We start from the raw sequence: 17,735 nt of genomic DNA, 5'->3' as shown, positions 1-17,735 counted from the left end.
CCTTTGTGGGAGCCGGCAAGCCGGCTCCCACAGAGTCAAGGCCGCTGTCAGAGATCAGCCAGGGTCGACACCAGGATCGCCTTGATCGTATGCATGCGGTTTTCCGCCTGCTCGAAGGCGATGCACGCCGGCGACTCGAACACGTCATCGGTCACTTCGATGCCGTTGGCCAGGTGCGGGTACTGTTCGGCGATCTGCTTGCCGACCTTGGTGTCGGAGTTGTGGAACGCCGGCAGGCAGTGCATGAACTTGGTGCGCGGGTTGCCGGTGGACTTCATCAGCTCCTTGTTCACCTGGTAGGGCAGCAGTTGCTGGATACGCTCGCCCCAGGCCTCGACCGGCTCACCCATCGATACCCACACGTCGGTGTGGACAAAGTCGACGCCCTTGACCGCAGCTTTCGGGTCTTCGGTCAGGGTGATGCGCGCGCCGCTTTCTTCTGCGTACTTTTTGCAACGCTCGACCAGGTCGTCATGCGGCCACAGCGCCTTGGGCGCGGCGATGCGCACGTCCATGCCGAGCTTGGCGCCGATCAGCAGCAGCGAGTTGCCCATGTTGTTGCGGGCATCGCCCAGGTAGGCGTAGCTGATGTCGTGCAGCGGCTTGTCGCTGTTTTCGCGCATGGTCAGCACGTCGGCGATCATCTGGGTCGGGTGATACTCGTCGGTCAGGCCGTTGAATACCGGCACGCCGGCGAACTTGGCCAGTTCCTCGACGATCTCCTGCTTGAAGCCGCGATACTCGATGGCGTCGTACATGCGCCCGAGCACGCGGGCGGTGTCCTTCATGCTCTCCTTGTGGCCGATCTGCGAGGAGTTGGGGTCGATGTAGGTGACGTTGGCGCCCTGGTCGTAGGCGGCGACTTCGAAGGCGCAACGGGTGCGGGTCGAGGTCTTCTCGAAGATCAGGGCGATGTTGTTGCCCTTCAGGTGCTGCTGCTCGGTGCCGGTGTACTTGGCGCGCTTGAGGTCGCGGGACAGGTCCAGCAGGTAACGCAGCTCGCGGGTGGTGTGGTGTTCGAGGCTGAGCAGGTTACGGTTGTGGATGTTGAACGCCATGATGATTCTCCTTGAGTTCGGTAATCCCCCGGCCGCTGCTGGGTGAGCACGGGCCGGGGTGATGGACGTTTAGTAGTCGATAGGGTCGCGCACGATCGGGCAGGTCATGCAGTGACCGCCGCCGCGCCCCCGGCCCAGCTCGCCGGCACTGATGGTGATGACTTCGACCCCGGCCTTGCGCAGCAGGGTGTTGGTGTAGGTGTTGCGGTCGTAGCCGATGACCACGCCAGGCTCCACGGCCACCACGTTGTTACCGTCATCCCACTGTTCGCGCTCGGCGGCGAAGCTGTTGCCGCCGGTCTCGACCACGCGCAGCTTCTTGAGGTTGAGCGATTCGGCCACTACCTCGATGAACGATTTGTTCTCGCGACGCACGTCCATGCCGTAAGGCTTGCTGCTATCCGGACGAATCACGAACGGCACGATTTCCTTGACCACTTCGGGGAAGACGGTGACCAGGTCGCGGTCGCAGAAGCTGAACACGGTGTCCAGGTGCATGGCGGCGCGGGATTTCGGCAGCCCGGCGACCACCACCTTCTCCACCGCGCCCTTGGCGAACAGCGATTGCGCCAGTTGGCCGATCGCCTGGCGCGAGCTGCGCTCACCCATGCCGATCAGTACGACACCATTGCCGATCGGCATCACATCGCCACCTTCAAGGGTGGCCTTGCCATGTTCCTTGTCCGGGTCGCCGTACCAGACTTCGAAGTCGGCATGGGTGAACTCTGGGTGGAACTTGTAGATGGCGCTGGTCAGCAGCGTTTCCTGGCGTCGCGCCGGCCAGTACATCGGGTTGAGGGTGACGCCACCATAGATCCAGCAAGTGGTGTCACGCGTGAACTGGGTATTGGGCAGCGGATCGAGCAGGAAACTGGAGTGGCCGAGGTAGTCGCGGTACATCTTGATCACGCTCGCGCCTTCGCTGTCGGGCAGGTCTTCGCCTGCCACGCCGCCGATCAGATACTCGGCCAGCTTGCGTGGCTCAAGCCCTTCGAGCCAGCTGCGCACTTCGTTCTTCAGGCCGATGCCAACAGTGTCGTCGGTGATCTTGCGGTCGAGGATCCATTTCAGCGCTTCGGGGTTCTGCACGGTCTCGGTCAGCAGGTTGTGCATTTCCAGGACCTCGATGCCGCGTTCACGCATCTTGGTGACGAAGTCGAAATGGTCGCGCTTGGCCTGGTTGACCCAGATGACGTCGTCGAACAGCAGCTCGTCGCAATTGCTTGGGGTCAGCCGTTGGTGCGCCAGGCCCGGGCTGCAGACCATCACTTTGCGCAGCTTGCCGGCTTCGGAATGTACGCCGTATTTCTGTTTCTCAGTGGACATGGTGAATCCTCCTGTAATGCGAAGACATGGGTTCAGAGCGTCAGGAAGCCGTCATACAAGCCGTAGGCAGCCACCAGGGCGCCCGCGACCACGGCGGCGAAGATCAGTTTTTCCACGCTGGTGAAGATTGGCTGGCCGACCTCGCGTTTGGCCTTGGCGAACAGGATCGCGCCAGGGGCATAGAGCAGCGCCGAGAGCAGCAGGTACTTGACGCCACCGGCGTACAGCAGCCAGATCGCGTAGAGCAGGGCGATGCCGCCGATGATCAGGTCTTTCTTGCGTTCGGCCAGGGCCTGTTCGTAGGTTTCGTTGCGCCAGGCGAGCAGGAAGGCATAGGCCGCCGACCACAGGTAAGGCACCAGGATCATCGAGGTGGCGAGGTAGATCAGCGACAGGTAGGTGCTGTTGGAGAACAGGGTGATGACCAGGAAGATCTGCACCATGGCGTTGGTCAGCCACAGGGCGTTGGCCGGTACATGGTTGGCGTTCTCGCGGCGCAGGAACTCCGGCATGGTGTGGTCCTTGGCGGCGGCGAACATGATCTCGGCGCACAGCAGCACCCACGACAGCAGGGCGCCGAGCAGCGAGATGATCAGGCCGACGCTGATCAGCACCGCGCCCCAGTGGCCCACCACATGTTCAAGCACGGCGGCCATCGACGGGTTCTGCAGCTTGGCCAGCTCGGGTTGGGTCATCACGCCCAGCGACAGCACGTTGACCAGCACCAGGAACAGCAGCACGGTGACGAAGCCGATGACCGTGGCCTTGCCGACGTCGGAGCGTTTTTCCGCACGGGACGAGAAGATGCTCGCGCCCTCGATGCCGATGAACACCCACACCGTGACCAGCATCATGTTGCGCACCTGGTTCATCACGCTGCCCAGCTCCGGTGTGCCCACGGCCCAGATATCCGCGGTGAACACATCGAGCTTGAAGGCGAACAGGCAGATCAGGGCGAACAGGGCCAGCGGCACGACCTTGGCCACGGTGGTGACCAGGTTGATGAACGCGGCTTCCTTGATGCCGCGCAGCACCAGGAAGTGCACGGCCCACAGCAGGACCGAGGCGCCGATCACTGCCGCCGGGGTGTTGCCCTCGCCGAAGATTGGGAAGAAATAGCCCAGGGTGCTGAACAGCAGCACGAAGTAGCCGACGTTGCCCAGCCAGGCGCTGATCCAGTAGCCCCAGGCCGAGGAAAAGCCCATGTAGTCACCGAAACCGGCCTTGGCGTAGGCGTACACACCGCCGTCGAGGTCGGGTTTGCGGTTGGCCAGGGTCTGGAACACGAAGGCGAGGGTGAGCATGCCCACCGCGGTGATGGCCCAGCCGATCAGCACGGCGCCGACACCGGCGCTGGCGGCCATGTTTTGCGGTAACGAGAAGATCCCGCCACCGATCATCGAACCCACTACTAGTGCAACAAGCGCACCCAGTTTTAGTTTTCCGGGAGAATCAGACATTTATCGACTCCGTACCAGGAGAAAGTTGACCTCAGAATAAATCTGACGCCTGGATCATTCGCTGACTTAGATCAGTTCATGCCAGCATGAAGGTAAGAAAATTCCCTCATGCGTCTCCTGGAGGATGCCGACAGCTTCGTTGCAGGCCTTGTGCGCTGGCACCTCCATGTCCTTCTGGAGCAAACGCCCCGTTCTGCCTGCGAACCATGAAGTTAGTCTCTTTTGGGGGTTTCGCAAATTTTTCACAGTAAATAGCGACGCATTTAGGTGAGGGTTGAGAGAGTTCGCAACTGCCACTTTTATCGGTCGCGGGCTATAGACAGTCCGGTTATGAGTGCTATAGCTTTAATGGCTCGATTCAATAAGAAACTTGTAACATTCATGTTGCCAAATACGTTTACGCGCACCCGCGCACGAGGAGCCCCATGAGCGAACCGGGACAGAAGCTGCGCCTTGGCGCGCTGATCGCACTGGTGGTCGGTTCGATGATCGGCGGGGGGATCTTTTCGTTGCCGCAGAACATGGCGGCACGCGCCGATGTCGGGGCGGTGCTGATCGGCTGGGGCATCACCGCAGTGGGCATGCTGGCGCTGGCCTTCGTGTTCCAGACCCTGGCCAACCGCAAGCCGGAGCTGGACTCGGGGGTGTATGCCTACGCCAAGGCTGGTTTCGGCGACTACATGGGCTTTTCCTCGGCCTGGGGCTACTGGATCAGTGCCTGGCTGGGCAATGTCGGCTACTTCGTGCTGCTGTTCAGTACCCTTGGCTTCTACTTCCCGGTGTTCGGCCAGGGCAACACGCCTGTGGCCATCGGCTGCGCCTCGTTGCTGCTGTGGGCGGTGCACTTCCTGGTGCTGCGCGGCATCAAGGAGGCGGCGTTCATCAATCAGGTGACCACCGTGGCCAAGGTGGTGCCGTTGCTGATGTTCATCGTCATCGCCGCGTTCGCCTTTCGCGCCGATATCTTCACCCGCGACATCTGGGGGCTGAGCAATCCGCAGTTCGGCAGCGTGCTGGAGCAGGTACGCAACATGATGCTGGTCACAGTGTTCGTGTTCATCGGCATCGAGGGGGCGAGCGTCTATTCGGGGCGAGCGCTGCGCCGTTCGGACGTGGGCAAGGCCACGGTGATTGGCTTTCTCGGTGTGCTGGCGCTGCTGGTACTGGTCAATGTGTTGTCGTTGGGGGTGATGACCCAGCCGGAGCTGGCCGGCTTGCAGAACCCCTCTCTGGCCTCGGTGCTGGAGCATATCGTCGGGCCCTGGGGCGCCTTGCTGATCAGCATCGGCCTGGCGGTGTCGCTGATCGGGGCGTTGCTGTCGTGGGCGCTGCTGTGTGCCGAGATCCTCTTCGCCACCGCCCGCGACAAGACCATGCCGCGGTTCCTGGCGCGGGAAAACGCCAACCATGTGCCGGCCAACGCACTGTGGCTGACCAATGTGATGATCCAGGGCTTCCTGCTGATCACCCTGTTCTCGGCCGGGACCTATACCAGCCTGATCTACCTGGCGTCGTCGATGATCCTGGTGCCTTACTTCTGGTCGGCAGCCTATGCGGTGTTGCTGACCGTGCGTGGCGAGAGCTACCAGGGGCAGGCGGGGCTGCGGCGCAAGGACATGCTGGTCGCAGTGATCGCGCTGTTGTATGCGGTGTGGTTGCTGTATGCCGGTGGGCTCAAGTACATCCTGCTGTCGGCGTTGCTATACGCGCCGGGGGTGGTCCTGTTCGCCCGGGCCAAGCGTGAGCAGGGGCAGGTGCTGTTCACCACATGGGAGAAGCTGATTTTCGCGGCGGTGCTGGTGGGCGCCGGGCTGGCGGCGTATGCGCTGTATTCGGGGTTGCTTAGCCTCTGACGGCTCATGGCGGGCGCGATTGAATCAATTTTGCAGTTCGACGCTGCCTTGAGGAATAGGCCGTTCCGGGCGCGACCAGATCCACAGGTTGCCCAGCGCCATGCCGCCGATGGCGAGGAACACGGGCCAGTGGTGCTCGAGGACGATCAGCATGAGGCTCGCGCACAGCAGCATGCTGAGGGTCGCGCTGACCTTGGCGCGGCGCTGGATCACCTTGCCGTTGCGCCAGTTGAAAAGGATTGGGCCGAACAGCCGGTGGTTGTCCAGCCAGGCGGACAGGCGCGGCGAGCTGCGGGTGGCGGCCCAGGCGGCGAGGAGGACGAACTCGGTGGTGGGCAGCCCGGGAATGACGATGGCCACCAGGCCAATCCCCAGGCTGACGTAGGCCAGGATCGCGTAGAGCAGGCGGGATACTTTGGAGCGGGCGATTCGGGTCATGGTCTCACTGCAACGGTGCGGCCGCCCGCGGGCGGCCGGGTAAAGCGTGTCAGGCCAGCGCCGCGTCGGCGGCATAGGCATGCTTGAGCAGCTCGGTGAAGCGTTCGAAGGCGGCGACCGCGCCACGTTCGGCGGCGGCGTCTTCCTCGGGCGACAGGTCCAGGCTGTCGAGAATGCGGGTGAACTGTTTCCAGCCTTCGGCGCGACCACCCGCCGGTTCGCCCAGGTGACGGGCGCCGAAGGTTTCGGACAGTTCCAGGGCCACGGCGCGCTTGATCAGGAACGCGGCGCCCAGTTTGGAGCCTTCGGAGACGAAGATCCAGCCCAGGGCTTCGCCCAGGCTTGGCTTGCCCAGGGCGCCGGCGAAGGGCGCGGGCACTTCGGTGTCGAGGTCGGCCAGGTCCAGGCGGGCCTGCTCGGCGCGGCAGCGCTCGGCCAGATCCGGCACGATGGCGATCAGTTGCGGGTCGGTGTACAGCGCCTGCAGCTCGGACTGGAACAGGTACTGGGCGACCACGAAGCGGGCGAAGCTCTCGCGGCTGTCGAACGGCTTGTGCGACTTGACCAGGGCGTCCAGCTCGGTGTGCGGGGCGTGGGTGACCTGGTTCAGGCGCTGGGAGCGCAGGTTGGCGCGTTCGGTGGAAGGGGCGGTCATGGGGGGCATCCTTGGAAAATGGGGCGTCTAGTGACAAGACGAAACAGAAGACGCTGAACAGTAAAAAAACCTCACCTGCGAAGTGAAATCATTCGCACAGGGCTCGACGCAGCGCCGGGCAAGCCTGCTCCCTCAGGCGAGCTGGGGAACGGGCTTGTCCGGCGATGGCGATCTCGCCTCGTCAGATGTCCCACACCAGGTTGATGGCGAAGTTGCGACCCGGCGCCGTCAGGCGATCGAGGTTGGCCGGCTGGGTGGCGGCCGCTTCGCTTTGGCCATTGGGGCTGCCCACCATGGCGTACTTGCGCACATCGTCCCACTGCCAGTACTTCTTGTCGGCCAGGTTGTAGACGCCGCCGTTGATGGTCAGGTCGTCGGTGATCCGGTAGAACCCGGTGAGGTCGAGCACGCCGTAGCCTGGCGTGCGGAAGTCCGAGCTGGAGCCGTCCGGGGCGAAGAACTTGGTGTCGTCCACCCGGTTCTTGCGCTTGACCACGGTCCAGCTGAGCTGGCTGCCATAATCCGCTTGCTCGTAGCCGACCCCGAAGACGCCGGTCAGTGGGTTGACACTGTTCAGTGGCTGGCCGGTGTCGTCATTGCGGCCATAGGCATAGGCGATGGAGCCGATGCTGTAGAGGCCTTCCGGGGCGCCAAAGCGGTCCAGGTTCAGGCGGCCCTTGACCTCGGCGCCCTTGATGGTGGCGTGCTTGATGTTGCTGGTCTGGAAGGCGCTACCCAGGTTGGAGGACTTCACCGCCTCTTCGTTGATGAAATCTCGGTACTTGTTGTAGAAGACCGCCACATCGAAGCTGCCGGCATCGAAGTTGCCACGCAGGCCGGTTTCGTAGCTTTTGCTCTTTTCAGGTTGCAGGCCTGGGTTTGGCTCCACCACGTAGCCACCGACCGGGTTTTCGAAGCGGCCCCAGATGGCCTTGGCGCTGGGAGTACGGAAACCTTCGGCATACTGGCCGTACCAGGTGTAGTTGTCGTTGAAGGCATAGGTCACACCGAGCTTGGGCGATACCCGGTGCCACTTCTTGTTCTCGTCGTTGCGGCTGGTTTCCGGAGTCGGGCTGGTGTCCTGCGCGCCGCGCAGGTATTCGGCGGTCATCTTCGGATCGATGCGGGTGTAGTCGTAGCGCGCGCCCGGCAGGAAGGTCCAGTTGTTCCAGCGAATTTCGTCCTGGACGAACAGGCTGTAGGTGTCGATGGTCGGATCGGGGAAGTCGCTCACGGGCGCCTGGTAGTCAGCCGGGCTGTCCTGGCCCACGGCCCGGCAACTGCCGCCGACCACCAGGCAGGTTCCGCTACCGGTGCGCAGGCCCGTGACCTTCTCGTGCTTGAACGTTGTGCCGTAGGTCAGCAGATGGTCCGTGGCACCGATGCTGAAGGCTTTGTCCAACTGGGCGTCGAGTACCCATTGGCGGTCCTTGTAGGTGGTGTCGCGCTGGCGCTGGACGGTGCGGCTGAACGGGAAATAGATTTCCGAGGTGGCCTGGTCGGTCTTGGCGATCTGGTAGTTCAGGCTCCACTTCACGTGGTCGGCGACCAACGAATCCAGGCCGAACTCGTGATCGAGGCCGAAGCGTTCCCGGGTGACCGTGTCATTGCCGGTACGGCTGCGGTACATGCCCAGAGGCCGGCTGCCATCGAACGGCCCACCCACTGCGCTGAGGATGTTCTGGTCGCGGTCGTCCTTGTAGCGCTCGTAGGTGAAGCCCAGGCGAGAGTCGTCGGCGTAGTTCCAGCCAAGCTTGGCCAGGACGTTGCTGGTGCGCACGTCTTCGGGGTTGGCCTTGGTGCGATCGATGCCGGTACCGCCGTGCTCGCCGTAGGACTCGGTTTCGTGGCCGTTGCGCTGGCTCAGGTGCAGCAAGCCATCGAAATCACCGTGGCGCCCAGCGACCGTGGCGGAGGTCAGCCAGCTCTCATCGGCCGAGCTGTAGCCGGTCTTCAGGCGGGCACCGACATCCTTGCCCGGCTTGATGATGTCCTCGGGGTCGAGAGTGAAGTAGCTGACCGCCCCGCCGATGGCGTTGCTGCCATACAGCACCGAGGCCGGGCCTCGCAGGATCTCCACGCGTTTGACGACTTCGGGGTCGACGTAGTTGCGCTGGGTCTGGGCAAAGGGACCGTAGAAGAAGCTGTCGGGAATCGACACGCCGTCCACCTGGGTCAGTACCCGGTCGCCATCGATACCGCGGATGTTGTAGCCGTTCAGGCCACTGCGCTGGCCGGTGCCGGACACCGAGACGCCAGGCTCGTAACGTACCAGCTGCTTGATGTCGTTGACGTTCTGCCGGTCCAGTTGCTCGCGGGTCTGCACGCTGACGGTGCTCGGCACCTGGCTGACGTCCTGGGCGCTGCGGGTGGCGCTGACGGTCACCTGCTGCAGGGCGATGGCGTTGCCGGCGGCCTGGCGTTCCAGCACCACGTTGCCGTTGCCGATCTTGCGGTAGCCCAGGCCGGTGCTGCGCAGCAGGCGCTGCAGCGCCGCTTCCGGGGCCAGCGAGCCCTGTACGCCCGGCGAGGCCACGCCGTCGGCCAGCTCGGCGCTGAAGCCGACCTGCCAGCCGGTGACCTGGCTGAAGGCATTGATGGCCTCGACCAGCGGTTGCTGGGCGATGGCGAAGCGGTAGTCGCCCATGCGCGGGCTGCTCGCCTGGGCCGGTTCCACGGCCAGCGCGGGCAGGCTGCAGGCGCCGCTGGCGAGCAGGGCCAAGGTCAACAGGGACAATTGCCCGCGGCGGCGGGAAGAAGAGGACGGGCGGGTTTGACCTGTGGGCATCGAAAGCGCTCCCTGTCGCGCGTAAGTCATAGACAGTGTTTGTTCTCGTTTTCGAACGAGAATCAATCGTATTGGCTATAACGAGACGGGTGAGGCAGGGTGATCGCGTAAAAAAACTTGCAAGGTCAGTTGAGGATTACCACGGCCGGGTATTCATGCAGTTGCGCCGAGGTGATGTGGGCCAGGGCACGTAGCGTTTCCAGCGGCTGGTCGAGGCGGTAGTTGCCGGTGACCGCGACCTGCTCCAGGTGCGCGTTGCGGTTGATGATCCATCCCGGGTAGTAGCGGCGGACCTCGGCGAGCACCTGGCTCAGCGGGCAGTTCTCGAACACCAGGCGGCCTTCGATCCAGGCCAGGTCCTTGCTCATGTCGGGGCGCTGGCGCTGACCGAAGCCCGTGGGGCCGACGCTGATGCTGTCGCCGGCACTCAGGCGGATGCGTTGGTCGCTCGCGGCCTGCAGGTCGACGTCGCCGCGCTGCACCCGCACCTGGGCTTCGCCATCGAGGTAGCGCACGGCGAAATCGGTGTCGCGCACGCTGGCGCGCAGTGGGCCGGCCTGGACTTCAAGCGGCGGCTGGCTGGCGTTGGACACCTGGAAATACGCCTCGCCCTGCAACAGGCGGGCAACCTTGCGGCCATCGCGTTCGTCGCTGGCGAAGGCCGAATTGGTGTTGAGCAGCACCTTGGCGCCGTGGTCCAGCTCCAGGCGCTGGCGCTCGCCGACCACGGTCAGGTGGTCGGCCTGCAGGCGCACCGGCAGGTTGCCGAAAGTGAACAGCCCGACCAGCAGCACCGCGGCGGTGGCCAGCGGTTTCCAGTGGCTGCGCAGGCGCCCGGCAAGCGAGCGCTTGCGCCTGTGCTGCAATTGTCCGGCCACCTGGCGCAGCGATGCGCCGTTCCACATCGCCTCGGCTTCGACATAGGCCTCGGCGTTTTCCGGCTCGGCGCCCAGCCAGTGCTCGAAAGCGCGGGTGTCGTCTTCGCTGGCGCATTGCAGGCGGATCAACCAGTCCAGCGCCTCTTCGCGGGCACGGGCGCGGGCATCAGGCTCGGCGGGTGACGGGCGAGGGGTGGGGTGGTCGGTCACGGGGGATCCTTGCATCGGGCATTTTTTGCGCATGATCAGTGCAGACCTTGCCTATGGCAAGGGCTTTGCGCTGACCCGCGGCGAGCGGTCGCGTCACTGGTGACGATCGGCCACGCCCATGCAGATGGCCATGATCAGTTTCAGCTCCTTCTGCACGGTGCTGGCCGAGACGCTCAACTGCTCGGCGATTTCCAGGTAGCTGGCGCCGTGCAGGCGGCTGAGGATGAAGATGCGTTGCTGGCGTTCGCTCAACTGGCCGAGGCTGACGCTCAGGTGCTTGAGCAGTTGCTCGGCGTGGGCGGCGTCCTCGCTGCTCGCGGCAGGCGCCGCGACGTTATGCAGGACTTGCTCGGGCACGTCGTCCACCAGCGTGCGCGCCTGCACCCGGCGCGTGCGCAGGTGGTCCAGGGCAAGGTTGCGGGCGGTCTGGAACACGAAAGGTTCCAGGTGCTCGATCGGGCGCTCGCCCAGGGCGCGGGTGACCCGCAGGTAGGTTTCCTGCAGCAGGTCCTCGGCGGTGCTGGGGTTGCCCACCATGCGCTGCAGCGTGCGCAGCAGAGTGAGACGCTGGGTGAGGAACACTGAGTTGAACCGGGACTGACTCACGGGGGAACCTGGGCGCTTTGGGGTTAATGATAATGCGTATCATCACTAGCCAAGGTCAAGCATGGAAATGTCATGAAAGAGTAAAGCTTGTGGGAGCAGGGGGCCCGCTCCCACACAAGTCGAATGTCGCCTGGGCGTGTTCCCTGCCTCAGCGTGCGTTGAACAACGCCAGGCAGTTATCCAGCATGCGGTTGGAGAAACCCCACTCATTGTCGTACCAGGCCAGTACCTTGAGCATCCGCCCATTGGCACGGGTGTGGTTGGCGTCGAAGATCGACGACAGTGGGTTGTGGTTGAAGTCGCACGACACCAACGGCAGGGCGTTATAGCCCAGCACCCGGGAATGACGGCTGGCCTCGAGGAACAGCTGGTTGACTTCCTCGGCGCTGGTTTCGCGCTGCAGGTTGACGGTGAGGTCGACCAGCGACACGTTGATCACCGGCACTCGTACGGCCATGCCGGTGAGCTTGCCGGCCAGTTCCGGCAGTACCAGGCCGACGGCCTCGGCGGCGCCAGTCTTGCTCGGGATCATCGACTGGGTGGCCGAGCGGGCGCGGTACGGGTCGCTATGGTAGACGTCGGTGAGCACCTGGTCGTTGGTGTAGGCGTGGATGGTGGTCATCAGGCCTTGCTCGATGCCGAACTCGCGGTGCAGCACCTGGGCGATCGGTGCCAGGCAGTTGGTGGTGCACGAGGCGTTGGAGATGATCTGGTGCGAGGCGCGCAGCACATCGTGGTTGACCCCGTAGACCACGGTGGCGTCGACACCCTTGGCCGGGGCGCTGACAATCACCTTGCCGGCCCCGGCGCTCAGGTGCGCGGCGGCCTTGGCACGTTCGGTGAACAGCCCGGTGCATTCGAACACCACATCGATGGCCAAGGTCTTCCAGGGCAGCTCGGCAGGGTTGCGGATGGCGCTGACGGCGATGCGGTCGCCATTGACGGTGAGGCTTTCGTGGTCGGCCTCGACAGTGGCGTCAAAGGTACCGTGGACGCTGTCGTATTTGAGCAGGTGGGCATTCATCGCGCTGTCGCCCAGGTCGTTGATGGCGACGACCTGCAGGTCCTGGCGGTAGCCCTGCGTGTACAGTGCGCGCAGGACGTTGCGTCCGATGCGGCCGAATCCGTTGATGGCGATGCGTAGGGTCATGGTATTACCTCTGGCAGTCGGGTGAAGCCTGTGGCACAAAGGACAGCTTCACTGAAACGGTTTTGTTGTTGGAATTACAAGATTATTCACCGAGAGATAGAAAACAAGCCTTTTTGCTGGCAGTATTTTGTTTAAACATACAACGAGTGGTTGGGTTATCCCCCTGTCGAGCGGTCCATGCGCCTTTTCCTAGAGACTAGGTCGCAATCGTTTGGAGGGAAAATGCCCCAGTAAAGCCGCCCCACAGTTAGCCTGGAGTCCAGTACATGCATCCGCGCATCCTTGAGGTCACCGAACGGCTGATCGCCCGCAGCCGCCGTACCCGTGAACGCTACCTTGAGCTGATCCGTGGGGCGGCCAGTGACGGACCCATGCGCGCCCAGTTGCAGTGCGCCAACTTCGCCCATGGCGTGGCTGGCTGCGGTGGGGACGACAAGCAGACCCTGCGGCTGATGGACGCGGCCAACGTGGCCATTGTCTCGGCCTACAACGACATGCTCTCGGCGCACCAGCCGTACCAGCACTTCCCCGAACAGATCAAACAGGCGCTGCGCGAAGTCGGTTCGGTCGGCCAGTTCGCCGGCGGTGTGCCGGCCATGTGCGACGGCGTCACCCAGGGCGAGCCGGGCATGGAGCTGGCCATCGCCAGCCGTGAAGTGATCGCCATGTCCACCGCCATCGCCCTGTCGCACAACATGTTCGATGCCGCGCTGATGCTGGGCATCTGCGACAAGATCGTCCCCGGGCTGATGATGGGCGCCTTGCGTTTCGGCCACCTGCCGACGATCTTCGTGCCGGGCGGGCCGATGGTCTCGGGCATCTCCAACAAGGAAAAGGCCGATGTGCGCCAGCGCTACGCCGAGGGCAAGGCCACCCGCGAGCAACTGCTCGAATCGGAAATGAAGAGCTACCACGGCCCCGGCACCTGCACTTTCTACGGCACCGCCAACACCAACCAGCTGGTGATGGAGGTCATGGGCCTGCACCTGCCGGGCGCCTCGTTCGTCAACCCCTACACGCCGCTGCGCGATGCCCTCACCGCCGAGGCCGCGCGCCAGGTCACGCGCATGACCAAGGCCAGTGGCAGCTTCATGCCCATTGGCCAGATCGTCGACGAAAAGGCGCTGGTCAACTCGATTGTCGCCCTGCACGCCACAGGCGGCTCGACCAACCACACCCTGCATATCCCGGCCATCGCCCAGGCCGCCGGCATCCAGCTGACCTGGCAGGACATGGCCGATCTGTCCGAGGTGGTGCCGACGCTGTCCCACGTCTATCCCAACGGCAAGGCCGACATCAACCACTTCCAGGCCTCCGGTGGCATGGCCTTCCTCATTCGCGAGCTGCTCGACGCGGGCCTGCTGCACGAGGACGTTAACACCGTGGCCGGGCATGGCCTGCGCCGCTACACCCAGGAGCCGTTCCTGGAGGATGGCCGCCTGGTCTGGCGCGAGGGGCCGCAGCACAGCCTCGACGAAAGCATCCTGCGCCCGGTGGCGCGGCCGTTCTCCGCCGAGGGCGGTTTGCGGGTGATGGAAGGCAACCTTGGCCGTGGCGTGATGAAGGTTTCCGCCGTGGCGCCCGAGCACCGGGTGGTCGAGGCGCCTGCCCGGGTGTTCCACGACCAGCAGTCGCTGGCCGATGCATTCAAGGCCGGCGAGCTGGAGCGGGACTTCGTCGCCGTGGTGCGCTTCCAGGGGCCGCGCTGCAACGGCATGCCCGAGTTGCACAAGCTGACGCCGTTCCTCGGCGTGCTGCAGGATCGCGGCTTCAAGGTGGCGCTGGTCACCGACGGGCGCATGTCCGGTGCCTCGGGCAAGATCCCGGCGGCTATCCACGTCTGCCCGGAGGCTTTTGATGGTGGCCCGCTGGCGCGGGTGCGCGATGGTGATATCGTGCGCGTCGATGGTGCCGAAGGCACGCTGCGGATCATGGTCTCGGCCGAGGAACTGGCCGACCGTGAACTGCCTGCGCCACCCAAGGGCAACGATCTGGGGTGCGGGCGTGAGCTGTTCGGCTTCATGCGTATGGCGTTCAGTTCCGCCGAGCAAGGCGCGAGCGCCTTCACCTCGGCCCTGGAGAACCTCGAATGAAGGCCTTGCTGGTCGGCGACATCGGTGGCACCAACGCGCGTTTTGCCGTGTGGCGCGACAATGAACTGCAGGCGGTGCAGGTGCTGGCCACCGCCGACTACACCAGCCCTGAACAGGCCATCGAGGCCTATCTGGCCGACCAGCGTATCGCCCGTGGCGGCCTGGCGGCGGTGTGCCTGGCGGTGGCAGGCCCGGTGGACGGCGACGAGTTTCGCTTTACCAACAACCACTGGCGCCTGAGCCGCAGCGCGTTCTGCCAGACGCTGCAGGTCGACCGCCTGCTGCTGATCAACGACTTTTCCGCGATGGCGCTGGGCATGACCCGCCTGCGCGCAGGCGAATTTCGTGAAGTCTGCGCAGGCCTCGCCGATCCATCGCGCCCGGCGCTGGTGATCGGCCCCGGCACAGGCCTGGGCGTGGGCAGCCTGCTGCGCCACGGTGAGCACTGGCTGGCGCTGCCGGGGGAGGGCGGGCATGTCGACCTGCCGGTGGGCAATGCCCGTGAGGCGGCGATCCACCAGGAAATCCACCGGCAGATCGGCCATGTCAGTGCCGAGACCGTGCTCAGTGGTGGTGGGCTGGTGCGCTTGTACCAGGCCATCTGTGCGCTCGATGGTGCTGCGCCGACGCACAAGACCCCGGCGCAGATCACCGACGCGGCGCTGGCCAACGAGCCACGGGCGCTGGCGGTGGTCGAGCAGTTCTGCCGGTTCCTCGGCCGGGTGGCGGGCAACAATGTGCTCACCCTCGGGGCGCGGGGTGGCGTCTACATTGTCGGTGGCGTGATCCCACGTTTCGCTGAATTGTTCCTGCGCAGCGGCTTTGCCGCGAGCTTCGCCGACAAAGGCTGCATGAGCGGCTACTTCGCCGGGGTGCCGGTATGGCTGGTGACGGCGGAGTTTTCCGGGTTGCTGGGGGCGGGGGTGGCGCTGCAGCAAGCGCTGGATCGGTGATCGTTGGGGCTGCTGCGCAGCCCCAAACAGCAGACACAAAGATCTGCGCATAACAAGAGGACTGACCATTGTGACCACTGCCGGCAAATCGATCCTGATGGTCGACGACGACCAGGACATCCGCGAACTGCTGCAGACCTACCTCGCCCGCTGCGGCCTGCAGGTGCACGCCGAACCTGACGGCCAGGGCTTTCGCCGCGCCCTGGACGCCAACCCCTACGACCTGGTGATCCTCGACGTGATGCTGCCCGACGAAGACGGTTTCAGCCTGTGTCGCTGGGTTCGCCAGCACCCGCGCCAGGCGCGGGTGCCGATCATCATGCTCACCGCCAGTTCCGATGAAGCCGATCGGGTCATCGGCCTGGAGCTGGGCGCCGACGACTACCTCGGCAAACCCTTCAGCCCGCGAGAGCTGCAGGCACGGATCAAGGCCTTGTTGCGCCGTGCCGATTTCGGCCAGGCGACGCTGGCCAGTGCGGTGCTGGCCTTCGATGACTGGCGCCTGGACACGATCAGCCACCGTCTGTTCCACCGCGACGGCGAAGAAGTGATCCTCTCCGGCGCCGACTTCGCCCTGCTCAAACTGTTTCTCGATCACCCGCAGCAGATCCTCGACCGCGACACCATCGGCAACGCCACCCGTGGTCGCGAACCGATGCCGCTGGACCGTATCGTCGACATGGCGGTCAGTCGCCTGCGCCAGCGCCTGCGCGACACGGAAAAACCACCCCGGCTGATCCGCACCGTGCGTGGCAGCGGCTACCTGCTGGCGGCCAATGTCTGCCCGGCCTGACGAGCGTCGCTGGCGCCTGCTGCCGCGCTCGCTGTTGGGGCGCATGCTGCTGCTTACCTTGCTGGTGGTATTGCTGGCTCAGGGCCTGTCCAGCGTGATCTGGGTCGCGCAATTGCGCGCCAGTCAGCTGCAGGGCTTGCGCGCCAGCGCCAGCAGCCTCGCGCACTCGATGAGTGCCAGTGTCAGCTACTTCCGCTCGCTGCCGGTGGCCTACCGGCCCATGGTATTGGATCAGTTGCGCAGCATGGGCGGCACGCGCTTCTTCGTCTCGCTCAACGTCAAGCCTCTGGAAATGCCGGTGTTGCCGATCACCCCGCGCAAGCAGGCGGTGATCGACGTATTCCAGGAGGTGCTGCACGAGCGTCTTGGCCAGCAGATGGAGATTTCCGTGGAGTTCGTCAGCCCCGACGATCTGCGCATCTTCAACAGCGGCCTGAAACTCGATGAGCTGCCCCGCTCGTGGGCGCACTATTCGTTGACCCTCGAGCCGCTCAATCCGCCGGTGCTGGTGACCCAGATCCGCCTCGGCGAAGGCGAGTGGCTGTACATCGCCTCGCTGCTGCCCGAGCCCTACACCAGCCTTGAGGCCGAACGCTTGCCGCGTCAGCAGATCGGCTTCATTGCCCTGACCACCGTGCTGTTGCTGCTGTTCATCGGTCTGTTGGTGCACTGGCAGAGCCGGCCGCTCAAGCGCCTGGCACGGGCGGCGCGGGAAATGTCGCTGGGGGCGGACGTCGCCCCGGTGGCCGAAGGCGGCGGTAGCGAAGTGGTCGAGGTGGGGCGGGCGTTCAACAACATGCGTGATCGGATAAGCCGTTACCTGACCGAGCGTTCCCAGCTGTTCAGCGCCATTTCCCATGACCTGCGCACACCGATCACGCGCCTGCGCCTGCGAGTGGAGCTGCTCGAGGACGAGAAGCTGCAGGCCAAGTTCAGCCGCGATCTCGATGAGCTGGAGCTGCTGGTCAAGGGGGCGCTGCAATGTGTCAAGGACACCGATATCCACGAGAATATCGAGCCGATCGACCTCAATCAGGTGCTGGAGCTGCTGGCCGAGCCTTATCTCGGCGATGGGCGCATCACCCTCGAGGGTCAGGCGTTGGCACCGTACCCCGGCAAATCGCTGGCCTTGCGCCGCTGCATCGGCAACCTGATCGATAACGCCATCAAGTATGGCGAGCGGGCGCAGCTGCGCATCATCGATACCGCCGAGAGCTTCGTGCTGCAGGTGGACGACCAGGGGCCGGGGGTGCCGGAGCAACGCCTGGAGCAGGTGTTCGAGCCGCACTTCCGCCTGGCCGGGCAGCAGCAGGGGTATGGGCTGGGGCTGGGCATCGCGCGCAACATCGCCCATAGCCATGGCGGCGAGGTGAGCCTGTTAAACCTGCGCGAGGGTGGGTTGCGGGTGACCTTGTACCTGCCGCGTACAGCCGAATGAGCCCTTGCCCCGCGATAAGCGCTTCGATGTAACGAT

General features: G+C 64.4%; 14 protein-coding genes. 5 read left to right on the top strand and 9 right to left on the bottom strand.

Annotation, left to right across the window (positions count from 1 at the left end; genetic code table 11):
- Positions 1–47: 47 nt before the first annotated feature.
- The 3 genes from AC3WL2_RS15380 to arcD (AC3WL2_RS15370) all read right to left on the bottom strand — a co-directional run bounded on the left by AC3WL2_RS15380 (position 48) and on the right by arcD (AC3WL2_RS15370) (position 3,844).
- Entirely contained in the window at positions 48–1,058 is a 1,011-nt protein-coding gene (locus AC3WL2_RS15380; protein WP_046854307.1) for an ornithine carbamoyltransferase, read from the bottom strand.
- Positions 1,059–1,127: 69 nt separating this feature from the next.
- Positions 1,128–2,384 (bottom strand): arginine deiminase, encoded by a 1,257-nt coding sequence (arcA, locus tag AC3WL2_RS15375; RefSeq protein WP_102682958.1) that lies wholly within the window; start codon positions 2,382–2,384, stop codon positions 1,128–1,130.
- A 32-nt stretch (positions 2,385–2,416) separates the two neighbouring features.
- Positions 2,417–3,844 carry an arginine-ornithine antiporter gene (arcD, locus tag AC3WL2_RS15370; RefSeq protein ID WP_102682957.1) on the bottom strand — a complete coding sequence of 476 codons (1,428 nt, stop codon included), beginning with the start codon at positions 3,842–3,844 and terminating at the stop codon, positions 2,417–2,419.
- A gap of 425 nt (positions 3,845–4,269) precedes the next feature.
- On the opposite strand from arcD (AC3WL2_RS15370), the gene arcD (AC3WL2_RS15365) reads away from it, so the two are divergent.
- On the top strand, positions 4,270–5,697 hold the full coding sequence (arcD, locus tag AC3WL2_RS15365) for an arginine-ornithine antiporter (RefSeq protein WP_102682956.1): 1,428 nt from the start codon (positions 4,270–4,272) through the stop codon (positions 5,695–5,697).
- A gap of 24 nt (positions 5,698–5,721) precedes the next feature.
- On the opposite strand, the gene AC3WL2_RS15360 is transcribed toward arcD (AC3WL2_RS15365), so the two are convergent.
- From AC3WL2_RS15360 to gap, 6 genes are all read right to left on the bottom strand, one after another.
- Entirely contained in the window at positions 5,722–6,135 is a 414-nt protein-coding gene (locus tag AC3WL2_RS15360) for a YbaN family protein (protein WP_102682975.1), read from the bottom strand.
- A gap of 49 nt (positions 6,136–6,184) precedes the next feature.
- Positions 6,185–6,790, bottom strand: coding sequence for a biliverdin-producing heme oxygenase (locus tag AC3WL2_RS15355; protein WP_038706745.1), 606 nt, complete (start codon positions 6,788–6,790; stop codon positions 6,185–6,187).
- A gap of 181 nt (positions 6,791–6,971) precedes the next feature.
- Positions 6,972–9,578: a TonB-dependent receptor gene (locus AC3WL2_RS15350; protein ID WP_102682955.1), complete on the bottom strand. Its 2,607-nt coding sequence runs from the start codon at positions 9,576–9,578 to the stop codon at positions 6,972–6,974.
- Between the two features lie 125 nt (positions 9,579–9,703).
- Positions 9,704–10,666: a FecR family protein gene (locus AC3WL2_RS15345; RefSeq protein WP_102682954.1), complete on the bottom strand. Its 963-nt coding sequence runs from the start codon at positions 10,664–10,666 to the stop codon at positions 9,704–9,706.
- Between the two features lie 93 nt (positions 10,667–10,759).
- Positions 10,760–11,272, bottom strand: a complete 513-nt coding sequence (locus AC3WL2_RS15340) for an RNA polymerase sigma factor (RefSeq protein WP_023632569.1) — start codon at positions 11,270–11,272, stop codon at positions 10,760–10,762.
- A 148-nt stretch (positions 11,273–11,420) separates the two neighbouring features.
- Positions 11,421–12,422 (bottom strand): type I glyceraldehyde-3-phosphate dehydrogenase, encoded by a 1,002-nt coding sequence (gene gap, locus AC3WL2_RS15335; protein ID WP_038706743.1) that lies wholly within the window; start codon positions 12,420–12,422, stop codon positions 11,421–11,423.
- Positions 12,423–12,688: 266 nt separating this feature from the next.
- Here gap and edd point away from each other — a divergent pair, with 266 nt between their 5' ends.
- From edd to AC3WL2_RS15315, 4 genes are all read left to right on the top strand, one after another.
- Positions 12,689–14,515, top strand: coding sequence for a phosphogluconate dehydratase (gene edd / locus AC3WL2_RS15330; RefSeq protein WP_102682953.1), 1,827 nt, complete (start codon positions 12,689–12,691; stop codon positions 14,513–14,515).
- Positions 14,512–15,468, top strand: a complete 957-nt coding sequence (locus AC3WL2_RS15325) for a glucokinase (protein ID WP_102682952.1) — start codon at positions 14,512–14,514, stop codon at positions 15,466–15,468. Before edd ends, AC3WL2_RS15325 begins: the two co-directional genes overlap by 4 nt.
- 97 nt (positions 15,469–15,565) lie before the next feature.
- Positions 15,566–16,261: a response regulator gene (locus AC3WL2_RS15320; RefSeq protein ID WP_219730381.1), complete on the top strand. Its 696-nt coding sequence runs from the start codon at positions 15,566–15,568 to the stop codon at positions 16,259–16,261.
- On the top strand, positions 16,245–17,699 hold the full coding sequence (locus tag AC3WL2_RS15315) for an ATP-binding protein (protein ID WP_102682950.1): 1,455 nt from the start codon (positions 16,245–16,247) through the stop codon (positions 17,697–17,699). Before AC3WL2_RS15320 ends, AC3WL2_RS15315 begins: the two co-directional genes overlap by 17 nt.
- Positions 17,700–17,735 lie beyond the last annotated feature (36 nt).

Source organism: Pseudomonas sp. FW305-96 (genome assembly GCF_058783825.1).
The sequence above is the reverse complement of the archived record's forward strand: the minus strand, read 5'-3'. Positions and strand labels throughout refer to the sequence as shown.

What these genes read in the sequence shown, in the direction of transcription:
- AC3WL2_RS15320 (WP_219730381.1), top strand. Translation starts at nt 15,566, where the DNA reads ATGGTCGACGACGACCAGGACATCCGCGAACTGCTGCAGACCTACCTC.
- arcD (WP_102682956.1), top strand. Translation starts at nt 4,270, where the DNA reads ATGAGCGAACCGGGACAGAAGCTGCGCCTTGGCGCGCTGATCGCACTG.
- edd (WP_102682953.1), top strand. Translation starts at nt 12,689, where the DNA reads ATGCATCCGCGCATCCTTGAGGTCACCGAACGGCTGATCGCCCGCAGC.
- AC3WL2_RS15325 (WP_102682952.1), top strand. Translation starts at nt 14,512, where the DNA reads ATGAAGGCCTTGCTGGTCGGCGACATCGGTGGCACCAACGCGCGTTTT.
- AC3WL2_RS15355 (WP_038706745.1), bottom strand. Translation starts at nt 6,790, where the DNA reads ATGACCGCCCCTTCCACCGAACGCGCCAACCTGCGCTCCCAGCGCCTG.
- AC3WL2_RS15315 (WP_102682950.1), top strand. Translation starts at nt 16,245, where the DNA reads ATGTCTGCCCGGCCTGACGAGCGTCGCTGGCGCCTGCTGCCGCGCTCG.
- arcD (WP_102682957.1), bottom strand. Translation starts at nt 3,844, where the DNA reads ATGTCTGATTCTCCCGGAAAACTAAAACTGGGTGCGCTTGTTGCACTA.
- gap (WP_038706743.1), bottom strand. Translation starts at nt 12,422, where the DNA reads ATGACCCTACGCATCGCCATCAACGGATTCGGCCGCATCGGACGCAAC.
- AC3WL2_RS15350 (WP_102682955.1), bottom strand. Translation starts at nt 9,578, where the DNA reads ATGCCCACAGGTCAAACCCGCCCGTCCTCTTCTTCCCGCCGCCGCGGG.
- AC3WL2_RS15360 (WP_102682975.1), bottom strand. Translation starts at nt 6,135, where the DNA reads ATGACCCGAATCGCCCGCTCCAAAGTATCCCGCCTGCTCTACGCGATC.
- AC3WL2_RS15380 (WP_046854307.1), bottom strand. Translation starts at nt 1,058, where the DNA reads ATGGCGTTCAACATCCACAACCGTAACCTGCTCAGCCTCGAACACCAC.
- arcA (WP_102682958.1), bottom strand. Translation starts at nt 2,384, where the DNA reads ATGTCCACTGAGAAACAGAAATACGGCGTACATTCCGAAGCCGGCAAG.